The 15,781-nt window shown below is 66.6% G+C and carries 11 protein-coding genes and 1 tRNA gene; 4 read left to right on the plus strand and 8 right to left on the minus strand.

Going from position 1 to position 15,781, the window contains the following annotated elements; all coding sequences use genetic code 11:
- Positions 1-25: 25 nt before the first annotated feature.
- The 6 genes from ACTDI4_RS19175 to cpdR form a co-directional block, all read right to left on the minus strand.
- Entirely contained in the window at positions 26-2,704 is a 2,679-nt protein-coding gene (locus tag ACTDI4_RS19175; RefSeq protein WP_442842661.1) for a bifunctional acetate--CoA ligase family protein/GNAT family N-acetyltransferase, read from the minus strand.
- A gap of 38 nt (positions 2,705-2,742) precedes the next feature.
- Positions 2,743-3,189, minus strand: coding sequence for a universal stress protein (locus tag ACTDI4_RS19180; RefSeq protein ID WP_442842662.1), 447 nt, complete (start codon positions 3,187-3,189; stop codon positions 2,743-2,745).
- 94 nt (positions 3,190-3,283) lie between these two features.
- On the minus strand, positions 3,284-3,670 hold the full coding sequence (locus ACTDI4_RS19185) for a hypothetical protein (RefSeq protein ID WP_442842663.1): 387 nt from the start codon (positions 3,668-3,670) through the stop codon (positions 3,284-3,286).
- The gene (locus ACTDI4_RS19190; protein ID WP_442842664.1) at positions 3,658-4,770 is read right to left on the minus strand and encodes a hypothetical protein; all 1,113 of its coding nucleotides are present in this window, start codon (positions 4,768-4,770) and stop codon (positions 3,658-3,660) included. The genes ACTDI4_RS19185 and ACTDI4_RS19190 overlap by 13 nt, the downstream gene beginning before the upstream one ends.
- 196 nt (positions 4,771-4,966) lie before the next feature.
- Positions 4,967-5,041: transfer RNA gene (locus tag ACTDI4_RS19195), tRNA-Val, on the minus strand.
- A gap of 112 nt (positions 5,042-5,153) precedes the next feature.
- A complete protein-coding gene (gene cpdR, locus ACTDI4_RS19200; RefSeq protein ID WP_018429348.1) occupies positions 5,154-5,516 on the minus strand; it encodes a cell cycle two-component system response regulator CpdR in 363 nt (120 codons plus the stop codon).
- A 209-nt stretch (positions 5,517-5,725) separates the two neighbouring features.
- Between cpdR and ACTDI4_RS19205 the strand changes: the two genes are divergently transcribed.
- Positions 5,726-6,616 carry an N-formylglutamate amidohydrolase gene (locus ACTDI4_RS19205; RefSeq protein WP_442842665.1) on the plus strand — a complete coding sequence of 297 codons (891 nt, stop codon included), beginning with the start codon at positions 5,726-5,728 and terminating at the stop codon, positions 6,614-6,616.
- A gap of 109 nt (positions 6,617-6,725) precedes the next feature.
- Entirely contained in the window at positions 6,726-7,499 is a 774-nt protein-coding gene (gene hisN / locus ACTDI4_RS19210) for a histidinol-phosphatase (protein ID WP_442842666.1), read from the plus strand.
- A 24-nt stretch (positions 7,500-7,523) separates the two neighbouring features.
- Here the strand turns inward: hisN and ACTDI4_RS19215 are convergent, their stop codons facing one another.
- Positions 7,524-8,528 (minus strand): alpha/beta fold hydrolase, encoded by a 1,005-nt coding sequence (locus tag ACTDI4_RS19215; protein WP_442842667.1) that lies wholly within the window; start codon positions 8,526-8,528, stop codon positions 7,524-7,526.
- Between the two features lie 459 nt (positions 8,529-8,987).
- On the opposite strand from ACTDI4_RS19215, the gene ACTDI4_RS19220 reads away from it, so the two are divergent.
- Positions 8,988-9,455, plus strand: coding sequence for an Hsp20 family protein (locus ACTDI4_RS19220; protein WP_442842668.1), 468 nt, complete (start codon positions 8,988-8,990; stop codon positions 9,453-9,455).
- A gap of 56 nt (positions 9,456-9,511) precedes the next feature.
- On the opposite strand, the gene ACTDI4_RS19225 is transcribed toward ACTDI4_RS19220, so the two are convergent.
- Positions 9,512-10,564, minus strand: a complete 1,053-nt coding sequence (locus ACTDI4_RS19225; RefSeq protein ID WP_442842669.1) for a threonine aldolase family protein — start codon at positions 10,562-10,564, stop codon at positions 9,512-9,514.
- A gap of 460 nt (positions 10,565-11,024) precedes the next feature.
- Between ACTDI4_RS19225 and gltB the strand changes: the two genes are divergently transcribed.
- Complete coding sequence (gltB, locus tag ACTDI4_RS19230; protein WP_442842670.1) at positions 11,025-15,758, plus strand: glutamate synthase large subunit; 4,734 nt, start codon at positions 11,025-11,027, stop codon at positions 15,756-15,758.
- The last annotated feature ends 23 nt before the right edge of the window (positions 15,759-15,781 follow it).

Genomic DNA, 15,781 nt, shown 5'->3' on the forward strand with positions numbered 1-15,781 from the left:
AGGCGGCCGGACATTCCCGGCCGCCTCAGCCGAGATCGAGCGCGACCAGCGCAAGGCTCGGCTGGTCCGGCTGGTGCGTTATCGCGAAACCAAATTCTCCGCACATGCGCAGCATGGCTTCGTTTTCGCTCAGCACCATGCCCTCGATGCGCCCGATCCCCTCGGCCTTCGCATAGTCGATGATCTGCTGGAGCAGCGCCCATCCCAGGCCCTGGCCTTGCAGGTCGGTGCGCACCAGCAGCGCGTATTCGCCCCGCGACCTGTCCGGATCGCACGACAGACGGGCCACGCCGGCAAGCGCGCCGCCGGCTTCCAGCACCACGAAGGCCATGTCGCGGTCATAATCAAGCTGGGTAAGCCGCTTCAACATCTCGTCGGGGAACTTCTTGCGGGGGGCAAGGAACCTCAGCCTTATGTCGTCGGGCGCGACCTTCGCCAGGAAATCGGGATAGAGCCCGATATCGGCTGGCTTGATCGGCCTTATCCGGTATTGCGCGGCGCCGACCGCGACGTCCCTTTCCCATTCCGCCGGATAGGGCCGGATCACCAGCGCCGGGTTCGGGCCAGCCTGCTCGACCGCTTCCGGATCGATCTCGATGCGCGCATCGAGCGCCACGATGCCGTCCGCATCGGCAAGCAGCGGATTGATGTCCACGGCTGCGATGCAGGGGAAATCGACCACCATCTGCGACAGGCCGTTGAGCGCGGCGGCGATCGCCTCGCGGTCGGCGGCGGGCCGGTCGCGGAAGCCGGCCAGAAGCCGCCCGATGCGCGTGCGTTCGATCAGGTCGCCGGCCAGCACGTCGTCGAGCGGCGGCAGCGCCACCGCCGTGTCGTTCACGACCTCGACGGCGGTGCCCCCCGCGCCGAACAGGATCGCCGGGCCGAAGATCGGATCGCGGCTCATGCCGAGGATCAGCTCATGCGCATGCTTGCGCACCACCATGGGCTGCACCGCATAGCCTTCTATGTCGGCATCGGGGGCACGCTCGCGCACCCGGCCCTCGATGGCGCTGGCGGCCTCCCCGGCCCGCTCCGCGGTTTCGATGCCGAGCACCACGCCGCCAATGTCGGACTTGTGGGTGATGGCCTTGGAAAGCAGCTTGACGACGACGGCGGGCCACTTGCCGAGCAGCCTTGCCGCGGCCTGCCTCGCCTGCGCCGGCGATCGCGCAATCACGGTTTCGGGAACGGGAATGCCATAGGCCGCTACCGCCGCCTTGGCCTCCGGCTCGGTCAGCATCCGCCTGCCTTCGGCTGCGGCCGCGCGGAAGATGCGCCGCACGGTCTCGCGGTCGGCGGCGACGTCCTCGCTGCGGCTCGATGGCACGCGCCCCAGCGCCTTCTGCGCCCGCGACCAGTTGGCGAGATAGGATATGGCGCGCACCGCGTCGGCCGGCGTCTCGAAGCTGGCAAGGCCGGCATTCTGAAGGAGGCGCCGCGCCGTGCGCGCCATATGCTCGCCCAGCCAGCATGTCAGAACCGGCTTGACTCCGATCCGGCCGTCGGTGGCCAGGGCCGCCACGGCGGTCGCGCTGTCGGCCGGGGAGGCCAGCCCCGTGGGGCAGTTGAACACCATGACGGCATCCACGCCGGGGTCTGCGGCAACGATCTCGACGGCAGACCGGTAGCGCCCGGCCGGCGCATCGCCGATGATGTCGACCGGATTTGCCCGCGACCAGGTGGGCGGCAAGCCGGCATCCAGCCTTTCGATCGTGGACGGAGACAGCTCGGCGAGCGATGCGGTGGTGCCGGCAAGCTCGTCGACCGCGAGCACCCCTGCCCCGCCGCCATTGGTGACGATGCCGACGCGCGCGCGCTCCAGCGGGGAAAAGCGCGACATGATCTCGGCGGAATCGAACAGCTCGGCAAGCCCCTCGACCCGCAATATGCCGGCGCGCGAAAGCGCTGCGTCGACCACGCGGTCCGAGCCGGAGAGCGCGCCTGTATGGGTGGCGGCCGCCCTGGCGGCCAGCTCGTGGCGGCCTGCCTTGACCGCGACCACGGGCTTGATGCGCGCGGCCGCCCGCGCCGCCGACATGAACTTGCGCGGGTTGGTGACCGATTCCAGATACATGACGATGGCCCGCGTGCCGGCGTCGCCCGCCAGCAGGTCCAGCCAGTCGGCCACGTCCACATCGGCCATGTCGCCCAGCGACACGATGTGCGAGAAGCCGACATCGTTGTCCGCCGCCCAGTCGACCAGCGAGGTGGCTATGGCGCCCGACTGCGAAAGCAGGGCGATGTTGCCGGGCTTCGCCGCCATATGCGCAAAGCTTGCATTCAGCTTGAGCGGCGGGAGCATCAGCCCCACTGTATTGGGGCCGATGATGCGGAAGAGATGCGGCTTGGCCGCATCGAGCATCGCCTGCCGCAGGCCGCTTTCGCGCGTCAGGCCGGCGGTGACGACCACGGCGGCGCGGCATCCCCTGGCGCCGAGATCGGCGACTATGCCGGGAACGGTGTGCGGCGGCGTGGCGATGACGGCAAGGTCCGGGGCGCCCGGAAGGTCCTGCGCACGGCCATAGCATCGCCGGCCGCCGATCTCGCCATGCTTCGGGTTGACCGGCCAGACCTCCCCTCCGAAGCCGCCTTCGACGATGTTGCGGATGAGGATTCCGCCGACCGTTCCCGCGCGCGGCGACGCCCCGAAGACGGCGATGGACCTGGGATGAACGGCGTGCTCGAGATTGCGTATCGTCACGATGGCGTCCTTGCACCCAGGGGCCGCTCACGCCCCGGTCATCGCACGACCAGAACCGGAATGGTCGTGCGTGCCAGCACATCGGCAGTCTGGCTGCCCAAAAGCAGCCTGTCCAGCCCGCGGCGCCCATGGGAAGCCATGACGATGAGGTCGCAGCCCCGCATCTCAGCCACGCGCAGGATGGCATCGGCGGGGGAATCGTCGGTTTCGCGAACCAGGTCTATGGCCACGCCGAGCTCCCTGGCATGGGCAGATACGGGACCGTCGATCTTGCGGACATGCTCGTCCATCTGCATGTCGTACATCACCAGCGGGTCGCGCATGCCGCCGGCAATCGCCGCCTCCATGGCCACCGGGCTCAGCGGCTCGGTCACCGTCAGGACAATGGCCTCGGCTGCGAACTGCTTGGCCAGCGCCAACCCGTGACGAGCGCCCCTTTCGGCAAGGTCGGACCCGTCGACCGCGATCAATATGTGCTTGTACATGCCACCTTCCTCGTGACTTTCATCGTGGTTGCGCGGCTCATCCTCGCCGCACGTCACCGCCTCGGGGCCGCCTGCCGAGGGGCAGGCGGATCGATCAGGGCCTTTCGACCCGCTGGACCTGGTAGGTGCGCATCACATCGTCGTGCCAGACGGAGACATATTCGCCGGCCGTGAATTGTTCCTCCCCGAGCCGGAAGCCGATTTCGTCGTCGTCTTCGCCCTCTTCATAGTCGAAATACCATTGCCCGTCGGAGGTGCGCTCCAGCCGGCCCACCCGCTCCTCGCCGCCGCGCGCAAAGCGCCTGACCCGGCAGAAGGCGCGATGGGTCTTCCAGTCGTCGAGATGGAGAGACCCATTCTCGTCCAGCGGAACGAGCAGGTCGTAGCCTTCGTTGGGCTCGCCTGCCGGATGGGCCTTGTCGCGTGCCCGAAGCAGGCGGACATGCCGGAAATTCGGGGTGAGATCAGTCACTCTGACCATGGAAAGCACCTCAATTTTTCCTCCGCATACCGCCTTTGACCCGGCAATGCCTTGATCGACATCAAAGCCTCGGCGGTTCGGCGCTGCCCGGAGGTGTCATGCAGGGCAACGCGGCGGCACAGGCCTGCCGCCGGACAGCAGGTGCTGCGGCAGGATTGGCGATCGTCGATGCGGTTGCCATTGCAGATGTCGAACTGGCCTTGGGCGCAGAAGCGCCAAAGCGTATGCTGGACGAAACGCGCAAAGCAGGCCGGGAAGCCCGGATTGAACCGCCGCACATCGATCCTGTCCGCCAACGCCGCGACGATGTCGGCGCAGCCGCCCGCTCCGTAACAGCCGGGGCCATAGGGATGGTCTGCCTTCAACCGCAGCAGGATGCCGGTGCGATGAAGAAAATTGTGCACCAGCGTATCGATGACGATCATGCCGATGCCGGTGGTCAGCCAGCGCTCGCGGCCGTTGGCGGCTCCCATCAGCAATGTCGACAGCGCCATTGCCAGCACCTTGTCCGAGACGCCGTAAATGTTGCGCATCGGCTCCAGGACGGCGTAGCGCATGGCCGCAGCTCGATGCTGAGGATCCGCCAACCGGTGGTCTGCCTGTTTCAGCCGCGCATCGATCCAGCCGACGATGTCGCCGCCGCAGACGTCGCGGATGAACAGCAACAGGCTGTAGGCGCCTTGGCTCAGCCGTCCGTTGCGCAAGGGCTGCCGTGGCAGCGGGCAGGCCTCCAGCAGGGCAGGTTCGGCGCATGTGCGGGCCGTCTTGCGATAGCCGCAGCCGTCGAAATGCCAATAGCTCTTCAGCTTCGGACAGGCGGGACGACCGTCAACAGGAAGCGTGTCGGAAATCCCAGCCCAGCCGACGGGAGCGTTGGTGTGGACAAAAGCTTCCGCCGCGGCATCGGAAATGCCCTGATGCTGCATGGCGTGCAGCAGCCAGTCATAGATGGCGGCGGAATCCCGATCCAGCACCGCCGCCGCCACGCCCTCGGCCGCCAGCCGCGTCCGCATTTCCAAGAGGAAGCCGCGATCGCCGAGCACCAGCGCCGGTTCGATCATCGCCAGCGCCCAGTCCAGCCCGTCTTCGTCCACCGCCATCGACCGCTCCGCGCAAATCGCATCGGCAAATGGCATACCAAGGCCGAAATAGCCGCGGTCAGGGGTCGACGAGAAATGCCCCGAGAATCGCTCAATCTGCGGTCAGCGGCCTGTCGGATGGTTGCTAGCCTAACAAAGCTAGGCTTGGCAGATTCTGCCGCAGAGCAAAAAATGGCATAAAAATCAGTTGTTTGGATGGTGGGCGTGACAGGGATTGAACCTGTGACCCCTACGATGTCAACGTAGTGCTCTCCCGCTGAGCTACACGCCCATCCGACGCCGCGCATACACCACTTTTGCTCCGGCGCGTCAATAGCGGCAAACGCGAAAGAACGGAGCTTTTTGCATGCCCCCGCTTTGGCCTTTCGCCGAGGCCGCCACGCCTATGCGGCGTGCAGCATCTTCTCGACCTCGTTGACGAGGTCGCGCAGGTGGAAGGGCTTGGACAGCACCTTGGCGTCGCGCGGCGCCTTCGAATCGGGGTTGAGCGCGACGGCGGCGAAGCCGGTTATGAACATGACCTTCAGGTCCGGGTCGATCTCGGTCGCCCGGCGGGCGAGTTCGATGCCATCCATCTCTGGCATGACGATGTCGGTCAGAAGCAGCGAAAACGGCTCCTCGCGCAGGCGCTCGTAGGCGCTGGCGCCATTGTCGAAGTCGCTGACCTGGTAGCCGGCGCGCTCGAGCGCCTTGACCAGGAAGCGGCGCATGTCGTCGTCGTCTTCCGCCAGAAGGATACGTGCCATATTTTCCCGTCCGAATGCGTTTACCGGCATTGCCGCGCGGCAACCCCGTTAACCATCCATCTATATGAAAGAGCGACGGTAAACATCAAGTGAATGAAGCGCCGCCCCGGCCCCGCGCACGGGCCTGAGGGGCGCCGAAATGCTGGACATGCGGCAGGCGCGATGGCAGGGTCCGGCCATGGACAGGTGCAGCGGGTGCGTTCAGGTCGATGATGGCAGCCAGTGACTTCGGGCATGTCGCGCCCTTCGAGATCAGGCCCTGCGCCCAGCAGCGCGTTCCCTTCGTGTTCAACTCCCCCCACAGCGGCCGCACCTATCCCGAGCGCTTCCTGGCCATGACCAGGCTGGACGCCAACGCCATCCGGCGCTCGGAGGACTGCTATGTCGACGAGCTTTTCGGTGCCGCGGTGGCGCTCGGCGCGCCGATGCTGGCGGCCAATTTCCCGCGCGCCTATCTCGACGTGAACCGCGAGCCGTGGGAACTGGACCCGCGCATGTTCAGCGAGCCGCTGCCACCCTATTGCAACATCCGCTCGGCGCGTGTCGCCGGCGGGCTCGGCACCGTACCCAGGGTGGTGGGCGAAGGCCTCGACATCTATGCGGGCCGGCTGCCGCTGGCCGAGGCGCTGTCGCGCGTCGAGACCATCTACAAGCCCTACCACGAGACGCTGAAGCGGCTGCTGATGGCAACCCACGCCGCCTTCGGCTTCGCCGTGCTGATCGACTGCCATTCCATGCCGGCAAGCATTCGCGTGGGAGACGCGGGCTTGCGGCCGGACTTCATCGTGGGCGACCGATTCGGCACCTCGGCCTCGGGAGCGCTGACGAGGACGGCCATCGCCCTGCTATCGGGCATGGGCTACCGGGTCGCCCACAACAAGCCCTATGCGGGCGGCTTCATCACCGAGCATTACGGCCGGCCGGCCCGCCAGTTGCACGCGCTGCAGATCGAGGTCAACCGCGGGCTCTACATGGACGAGCGCACCTTGCGCAAGACGGCCGGCTTCGACGCCCTGGCCGACGACATGGCGCGTTTCGCCGCCGACCTGATGGCCATGCCCGACCATTGCTTCCTCGACCTGCCGCTGGCGGCGGAGTAGGAGCGGCAAGATGCCGGCCGCGCCCATGGCGGGGTCATGGCATTTGCGGTGCCGGTTTGCTATTGAGCGGAGACGCTTGCCCGCGCAGACGATTTCGGGAGACTGCCCCTTGGACATTTCAGTGGATTTCATGCGGCGCATCGCGCGTGCCGCCGCCGCCGAGACGCTGCCGCGCTTCCGCGTCGAAGGCGCCGTGACCAACAAGATTCCGGGCGAGTTCGACCCGGTCACCGAAGCCGACAGGGAATCGGAACGCGCCATCCGCGCCCTGATTGCGACGGAGTTTCCCGGGCACGGCATATTGGGCGAGGAGTTCGGCAGCGAGAACCTTGCCAGCAGCCAGGTCTGGGTGATCGACCCGATCGACGGCACGCGCGCCTTCATCTCCGGGGTGCCCACCTGGGGCACGCTGGTGGGCCTGACCGTGGACGGAGATGCGGTTGCCGGCATGATGTCGCAGCCCTTCACCGGCGAACTCTTCTATGCCAACGCCTCGGGCGCGCATTACGAGGGGCCGGGCGGCGCGAAACGGTTGCGCACGCGCGCCACCGCCCGCCTCGACGAGGCCACGCTGTTCACCACCACGCCCGCTCTGTTCAAGGGCGAGTCGCGCGGCATTTACGACCGCTTCGAGGCGAAGGTGCGGCTGGCTCGCTACGGCATCGATTGCTATGCCTTCGCCATGCTGGCGGCCGGCGGCGTCGATATCGTCGTCGATTCGGACCTCAAGCCCTACGATATCGTGGCGCTCATCCCGATCATCGAGAAGGCGGGCGGGGTCATCACCACCTTTTCCGGCGGCGCGCCCGAAAACGGCGGCGACATTCTGGCGGCCGCCACGCCCGAACTGCACGCAGCGGCCATGGAAGCGCTGCGCGGATAGTCTGTCCGGACCTGCGGCGCCGGTTCAGCCCGCCTGCGGCGCCGGCGGCTCCGTGGTGGCGTGCAGCGGCTCGGTCGCGCCGTCTTCGGTGCCGGGCACGAAGGCATCGAAGGCCGCCAGCAACTGCTCGCGGTAGAAGTCGGCTTCCTGGAGCAACTCGTGGCGGGCGCCATCGATGGTCAGGAGCGACGCCAGCCGCAAATGCCTAGCATAGGCCTCGATCGCGCGCGTGGACACGACCTTGTCAGCCCCTGCCGCCACGATCAGGGAAGGAACCATGTTGCGGGCCATGAATTCCGGCGTGCTCACGGTCCCGGCCGCGATCGCCGCAGCCCGCAGCCAGCGGATGGTGGGCCCGCCCAGCGCCAGTTCCGGCCGGGCCTCGCAGAACCGCACATAGCGCCCGTAGCGCCCGGGATCGCTGGTCAGGGCGTTGCCCTCGAAGGGCGCCGCCTGCTTCGGCCGCGGCCCCCAGGCTGCATAGAGGCGGCCGAGGCCGAGCAGGGTGAGGAGCGTGGTGATGCGGCGCACCATGCGCATCGACATGCGCTGGCCGGGCAATGCCAGGAACGGCGCCAGAAGCACCATGCGCCGCACCCGGTTGACCAGGGCAGGCATCGCCAGGAGCGCCACCGTGGCGCCGGTGGAATGGGCCAGCACGTAGTAGGGCCCGCGGCAGTCCGGCAGCACGACTTCCTCGAAGAACTGCCCCAGGTCCCGCACATAGTCGTCGAAGCGCTTCACATAGCCGCGCTCGCGGTTGCGCAGCAGGCGGTCCGAGCCGCCCTGCCCGCGCCAATCCATGATGGCGCAGCCGAATCCGCGCTTCTGGAGATCGCCCACCGTCTCGAAATATTTCTCGATGCACTCGTTGCGGCCGGTAAGGATGACGACGGTGCCCTTGAGCGGGCGGGCGGTGGCGGCAAAGCGGGCGAAGCGGATGCTTTTGCCGTCCTGCGCCACGAAACGGCCGCCGACGGCCTGCTCGGGCACGGGATTTCCCGGGATTTCGTACAGGACGTCCGCCATTCGGCGCCTCGGCTCGCTCACATGCCCCGGACAGCGGGGCGCCGTCACGGTGATAGAAGCAAATCCGGCAAAAGCAAAGCCGCCGGTCATGAAGCCGGCACCGATGCGAGCGGGGCCGGAAGCCGCGTTCGCGCGCTTCCGGCCCCTGTCGATCCGGGAGGAAGGGACGTTAACACCCGGTTCGGCCTCGTGGCGGCCCGTCTTCGGCGCCGCCGTACTGGTTGTCGATGCTGCTTGTAGCCCATCCGGCCTGAATGGAAGCCGAAGGCACGGTTCATCTGCCGTTCAGGAAGGAAGCGGCCGGAAAAGCGCGAAAAGAAACCTGGGCTTGAAACCCCTCGTCCGGCCACCCAAATGAGCTTTGCGGTCGCCGATCAAGGGACCGCTGGTCCGTTCAAGTCGCCTTCCGGGTCTTGCCAGGGCCAAACGCAAACATGTTGCTCAGCAGGAGAACACCTCATGCGTCACGTTGATTTTTCCCCTCTCTACCGTTCGACCGTCGGTTTCGACCGGCTCTTCACGATGCTGGATTCGCTCGGCCAGCCCGACAGCGGCCAGACATATCCGCCCTACAATATCGAGCGCACAGCCGAAGATTCCTACCGCATCACCATGGCGGTGGCCGGCTTTTCCGACGAGGAGATCTCGATCGAGGCGCACCGCAACGTGCTGACCGTCAAGGGCGTGCGCAAGGAAGAGGGTGAGGGCGAAGGCTCCGAGCTGCTTTATCGCGGCATTGCCTCCCGCGCGTTCGAACGCCGCTTCCAGCTAGCCGACCATGTGGACGTGGTGGGCGCCATTCTGAAAAACGGCCTGCTGCACATCGACCTCAAGCGCAACATCCCCGAGGAGTTGAAGCCGCGCAAGATCGAGATCACCGCGGCACCCGCCAAGGCCAAGCAGATCGAAGGCCAGGCCACCCACTAAAGCCGATCCAGTCTCCTCCCGAGACGAGAGCGGCGCCGAAAGGCGCCGCTTTTTTGCTATTTTGCGAGCAGCGAGCCGAAGCGGTCGACTTCCTCGGCCGTCGTGGCGAAACTGGTGACGAAGCGGTAGAGCCCCTCGTCCTTGCCGGCATGGCCATCGAAGCCGTGCGGGGCGTGCCAGTCGTAGAAGGCCGCGCCCTGTGCCTGCAGCCGCTCGGCCTGCGCCTTGGGCATCACCGCGAAGACCTCGTTGGCCTGCGGCAGCCATGCGAGCCGCGCCGAGGACGAATCCTCGATCGCCGCCGCCAGCCGGGCGGCCATGGCATTGGCGTGGCGCGCCGTTTGCAGCCACAGTCCGTCGCGGAAATAGGCGTCGAACTGCGCCGCCACGAAGCGCGACTTGGAGAAGAGCTGGGCAGCCCGCTTGCGCAGGAAGCCCATCTCGCGGGCCTGGCCGGGGTCGAACAGCACGACCGCCTCCGCGCACCAGCAGCCGTTCTTGGTGCCGCCGAAGGAAAGCAGGTCCACGCCCCTTTTCCAGGTCATTTCGGCCGGCGTGACCTCCAGCGCCACCAGCGCGTTGGCGAAGCGCGCACCGTCCATGTGCAGCGGCAGGCCGTGGCGTTTGGCGATGGCGGAAATTTCGGCGATGTCGTCCAGCCCGTAGACCGTGCCCACCTCCGTGGACTGGGTGATGGAGACGGCCATCGGCCGGCCGGCATGGACGAATTCGGGAACGAAACGGTCCAGCGCGCGCGCCAGGTTCCTCGGCTCGATCCTGCCCAGGGCGCCGTCAACCGCATGCAGGCGCGAGCCGCCGGTGAAATATTCCGGCGCACCGCACTCGTCCTCGACCACATGCGATTCGCGGTGGCAGAAGGCGATGCCGCCCGGCTTGTTGCAGGCGGCCAGCGACAGAGAATTTGCGGCCGTGCCGGTGGCGACGAAGAAGATCGCCACCTCGCGCTCGAAGATCTCGCTGAACTGCCGGTAGACCGCCTTGTCCAGATCTCCTTCGCCATAGGCCGCGCTGTAGCCCTGGGCATTGGCCGAAAGGCCGGCTGCGATGGCGGGATGGGCGCCGGCCCAGTTGTCGGAGGCGAAGAACATGTGCTTTTCCGTCGTTGCGATGCGGGCGGACCATGGCCGGTTTCCGGCCGCCGCCGCAAGGGCCGGACAGCAAAATCGTTGAAGCCAGGGGCAAGGCGGAAAGGCCCCGCCTGCAAAGATTTTTGCCAAAAATTGCGATACTTGGCGGCGCCTGGAAATTTTATATCGCGCCAGCGTCAGAAAATTTTGAAATCGGTCTTGTGTGCGATTTTAAATTCTGCCATTAATTAGGACAGCAATGCTGTCTCATTTATCGATATGATGCAGGGCGGATCGGCGTATCATGCGCCGCATGGCCGCCTGCCGTCATGAGGCGCCGATACGCCTGGCCGACGGCCAGTCACCGATCACGTCCGGCGCGAAGCCAGATCATATGCGGCACGCAGCGCGGATTTTGAGGGGGAGGCCCCCGGGTTCTCCCTGAAGCGGGCGCCGCAGGCGCACAATGGAGAACAGCACGATGAGGCACGCGACGCCATCTGTGACGACGGATTTCATGCCGGCCGCGCAGAGCAAAGCGACCGCCGTCGCCCGCCATGGACCGCGACAGGAAGGCGGTTTGCCGCCCCCGCAGGGCCTCTACGATCCGCGCAACGAGCACGATGCCTGCGGCGTCGGCTTCATCGCCAACATGAAGGGCGCGAAGTCCCACGCCATCGTCGAGGACGGGCTCTTCATGCTGGAGAACCTGACCCATCGCGGCGCCGTGGGCGCCGACCCGCTGATGGGCGACGGCGCCGGGGTGCTGGTGCAGATTCCCGATCGCTTCTTCCGCGAGGAAATGGCCGCGCAAGGCATCGAGCTGCCGCAGCCGGGCCACTACGCGGCCGGCCACTGGTTCATGCCGCAGGATGCCGCCCAGCGCGCGCATATCGAGGCCGTGATCCGCGAGTCGGCCCAATCGGAAGGCATCCCGGTGCTCGGCTTCCGCGACGTGCCGGTGGACAGTTCCTCGCTGTCGAAGGTTCCGGACATCGCCGCGTCCGAGCCGTTTCACCGGCAGGTGTTCTTCGGGCGCCCGGCGGAGATAGCCGATGACGACGACTATGAGCGCCGACTCTATATCCTGCGCAAGGTCATTTCGGGCCGCATCTATGCCGAAAACGACAACCGCGACGTCGGCGCCTACTGCGTGTCGATGTCGGCGCGCACCATCGTCTACAAGGGCATGTTCCTGGCCTACCAGGTCGGCGCCTATTATCGTGACCTCAGGGACCCGCGCTTCGAGACGGCGCTGATCCTCGTCCATCAGCGCTTTTCCACCAACACCTTCCCGTCGTGGAAGCTGGCGCACCCCTACCGCATGGTTGCGCACAACGGCGAGATCAACACGCTGCGCGGCAACGTCAACTGGATGGCTGCCCGCCAGGCCTCGGTCGATTCGGAGCTGTTCGGCAACGACATCTCCAAGCTGTGGCCGATCTCCTACGAAGGCCAGTCCGACACGGCCTGCTTCGACAACGCGCTCGAGTTCCTGTGGCAGGGCGGCTATTCGCTGCCGCATGCCATGATGATGCTGATCCCGGAAGCCTGGGCCGGCAACCGGCTGATGGACGACGACCGCCGCGCCTTCTACGAATACCACGCGGCGCTGATGGAGCCGTGGGACGGCCCGGCGGCGGTGGCCTTCACCGACGGCCGCCGCATCGGCGCCACGCTGGACCGCAACGGGCTTCGCCCCGCCCGCTACATCGTCACCGACGACGACCGCGTGATCCTGGCTTCCGAAGCCGGCGTGCTGCCGGTGGAGGAAAAGCGCATCGTGAAGAAGTGGCGCCTGCAGCCCGGCAAGATGCTGCTGATCGACCTGGAAAAGGGACGCATCGTCTCCGACGAGGAGATCAAGTCGGAAATCGCCCACCGGCACCCCTACAAGAAGTGGCTGGCCAACACCCAGCTCATCCTGGAAGACCTCGCCCCGGTGGAGCCGCGCGCGCTGCGCCGCGACGTCTCCCTGCTCGACCGCCAGCAAGCCTTCGGCTACACGCAGGAGGACCTGAAGCTGTTGATGGCGCCGATGGCCGTCACCGGTCAGGAGGCGGTGGGCTCCATGGGCACCGACACGCCGATCTCGGCCATGTCCGACCAGACCCGCATCCTCTACACCTATTTCAAGCAGAACTTCGCCCAGGTGACCAACCCGCCCGTCGACCCGATCCGCGAGGAACTGGTGATGAGCCTGGTCTCCTTCATCGGGCCGCGGCCCAACATCTTCGACCTTGTCGGCACGTCGCGCCGCAAGCGGCTGGAAGTGCGCCAGCCGATCCTGACCAATGCCGACCTGGAGAAGATCCGCTCCATCGGCCACACCGAGGACCGCTTCGACACCAAGACCATCGACATCACCTATGCCGCCAACGAGGGCGCCGCCGGCATGCCGGCGGCTATCGAGCGGCTGTGCGAGCGCGCGGAGGCCGCGGTGGCCGGCGGCTACAACATCATCGTGCTTTCCGACCGTCAGGTAGGACCGGACCGCATCGACATCCCCACCCTGCTTGCCACGGCGGCCGTGCACCACCACCTGATCCGCAAGGGTCTTCGCACCTCGGTCGGGCTGGTGGTGGAATCGGGCGAGCCGCGCGAAATCCACCATTTCTGCTGCCTTGCCGGCTACGGGGCGGAGGCGATCAACCCGTATCTCGCCTTCGACACGCTGGTCGACATGCATCGGCGCGGCGCCTTCCCGCCCGAGGTCGACGAGCGCGAGGTGGTGACCCGCTACATCAAGTCCATCGGCAAGGGCATATTGAAGGTCATGTCCAAGATGGGCATCTCCACCTACCAGTCCTATTGCGGCGCGCAGATCTTCGATGCGGTGGGCCTGAAGTCGGACTTCGTGGACAAGTACTTCACCGGCACCGCCACCCTCATCGAGGGCGTGGGGCTGGAGGAGATCGCGGCCGAGACGGTACGGCGCCACACCGAGGCCTTCGGGGACGACCCGGTACTGCGCAATGCGCTGGAGGTCGGCGGCGAATACATGTTCCGCATGCGCGGCGAGGCGCATATGTGGTCGCCCGACGCGGTGGCGAAGCTCCAGCATGCGGTGCGCCAGGGCTCCTGGGAGACCTTCAAGGACTATTCGCGCGAGATAGACGACGAGACGGCGCGGGCGCAGACCATACGCGGCCTGTTCAAGATCAGGACCGCCGGGGAAACCGACCGAGAGAAGGTGCCGCTGGAAAAGGTCATGCCGGCCTCCGAGATCGTCAAGCGGTTCTCCACCGGGGCGATGTCCTTCGGCTCGATCTCCAGGGAGGCGCACACCACGCTGGCGCGCGCCATGAACGCCATCGGCGGCAAGTCCAACACCGGCGAGGGCGGCGAGGAGCCGGACCGCTACTTCCCGCTGCCGGACGGCCGGCCGAACCCGGAACGCTCGGCCATCAAGCAGGTTGCCTCCGGCCGCTTCGGCGTCACGGCGGAATATCTCGTCAATTCAGACATGATGCAGATCAAGATCGCGCAGGGCGCCAAGCCCGGCGAGGGCGGCCAGCTTCCCGGCCACAAGGTGGACGCCACCATAGCCAAGACCCGCCATTCGACGCCGGGCGTCGGCCTCATTTCGCCGCCGCCGCACCACGACATCTATTCCATCGAGGACCTCGCCCAGCTCATCTACGACCTGAAGAACGTCAATCCGGCCGGCGACGTGTCGGTCAAGCTGGTCTCGGAGGTTGGCGTCGGCACGGTGGCGGCGGGCGTGGCCAAGGCGCGCGCCGACCACATCACCATCTCCGGCTATGACGGCGGCACCGGCGCCTCGCCGCTGACCTCGCTCAAGCACGCCGGCTCGCCCTGGGAAATGGGCCTTGCCGAGACGCACCAGACGCTTGTGCTGAACGGCCTGCGCTCCAGAGTGGCCTTGCAGGTGGACGGCGGCCTGCGCACCGGCCGCGATGTCGTCGTCGGTGCGCTTTTGGGCGCCGACGAGTTCGGCTTCGCCACCGCGCCGCTGATCGCGGCCGGCTGCATCATGATGCGCAAGTGCCATCTCAACACCTGCCCGGTGGGCGTGGCCACGCAGGACCCTGTGCTGCGCAAGCGTTTCAAGGGCACGCCCGAGCACGTCATCAACTTCTTCTTTTACGTAGCCGAAGAGGTGCGCGAGCTTCTGGCCGAAATGGGCTTCACCCATCTCGACGAGATCGTCGGCGACACCGATCTCCTGGAGAAGCGGGCGGTCATCGACCATTGGAAGGCACGCGGGCTGGATTTCAGCCGCATGTTCCACAAGCCCAACGCGCCCTCGGCCCAGACCCACTGGACCGAGCGGCAGAAGCATCCGATCGACGACGTGCTGGACCGCCGGCTGATCGAAGAGGCCAGGCCGGCGCTGGAAGCACGCCAGCCGGTGACGATCGAGGCCGGTATCCGCAATGTCGACCGCTCGGTGGGCGCCATGCTTTCGGGCGAGGTCGCCAAGCGCTTCAGGCATAAGGGGCTGCGCGAGGACACCATTACGGTGAAGCTGACCGGCACCGCCGGCCAGTCCTTCGGCGCCTTCCTGACGCGCGGCGTCTCTTTCGAGCTGGTCGGGGCCGGCAACGACTATGTCGCCAAGGGGCTGTCGGGCGGCCGCATCGTCATCCGCCCGCCGGAGGAAGCCAGGATCGTGGCGGAAGAATCCATCATTGTCGGCAACACAGTGCTCTACGGCGCCATCGAAGGCGAGTGCTACTTCCGCGGCGTCGCCGGCGAGCGCTTCGCCGTGCGCAACTCGGGCGCGGTCGCCGTGGTCGAGGGCGTGGGCGACCATGGCTGCGAATACATGACCGGCGGCGTGGTCGTCGTGATCGGCAGCACCGGGCGCAACTTCGCCGCCGGCATGTCGGGCGGCGTCGCCTATGTGCTGGACGAGGAAGGGGATTTCGCCAACCGCTGCAACATGGCCATGGTAGAATTAGAGCCGGTGCCCGAAGAGGACGACCTGATGGAGAAGCTGCTGCATCACGGCGGCGACATCGACCACAAGGGCCGCGTCAACGTGTCGGGCGACATGACCAGCCACGACGAGGAGCGCCTCTACCAGCTCATCTCCAACCACGCGCATTACACCGGCTCGACCAGGGCCAGGACGATCCTCGACAACTGGGTCGGCTACCGGCCGAAATTCCGCAAGGTGATGCCCGTCGAATACCGCCGTGCGCTGCAGGAGATGGAGCGCCTGCGCATGGGCATGGCGGCGGAATAGCAACGGCTTTCGCGGATGCCGCG

Origin of the sequence: Mesorhizobium sp. PUT5 (genome assembly GCF_052216645.1) — a bacterium.
GTDB lineage: Bacteria > Pseudomonadota > Alphaproteobacteria > Rhizobiales > Rhizobiaceae > Mesorhizobium.

Bases quoted from the DNA above. Each gene is read 5' to 3' on its own strand.
- ACTDI4_RS19215 (WP_442842667.1), bottom strand. From the start codon at position 8,528: ATGGCGGACGTCCTGTACGAAATCCCGGGAAATCCCGTGCCCGAGCAG.
- ACTDI4_RS19205 (WP_442842665.1), top strand. From the start codon at position 5,726: ATGATGGCAGCCAGTGACTTCGGGCATGTCGCGCCCTTCGAGATCAGG.
- ACTDI4_RS19185 (WP_442842663.1), bottom strand. From the start codon at position 3,670: ATGGTCAGAGTGACTGATCTCACCCCGAATTTCCGGCATGTCCGCCTG.
- ACTDI4_RS19180 (WP_442842662.1), bottom strand. From the start codon at position 3,189: ATGTACAAGCACATATTGATCGCGGTCGACGGGTCCGACCTTGCCGAA.
- ACTDI4_RS19190 (WP_442842664.1), bottom strand. From the start codon at position 4,770: ATGGCGGTGGACGAAGACGGGCTGGACTGGGCGCTGGCGATGATCGAA.
- ACTDI4_RS19220 (WP_442842668.1), top strand. From the start codon at position 8,988: ATGCGTCACGTTGATTTTTCCCCTCTCTACCGTTCGACCGTCGGTTTC.
- cpdR (WP_018429348.1), bottom strand. From the start codon at position 5,516: ATGGCACGTATCCTTCTGGCGGAAGACGACGACGACATGCGCCGCTTC.
- gltB (WP_442842670.1), top strand. From the start codon at position 11,025: ATGAGGCACGCGACGCCATCTGTGACGACGGATTTCATGCCGGCCGCG.
- ACTDI4_RS19225 (WP_442842669.1), bottom strand. From the start codon at position 10,564: ATGTTCTTCGCCTCCGACAACTGGGCCGGCGCCCATCCCGCCATCGCA.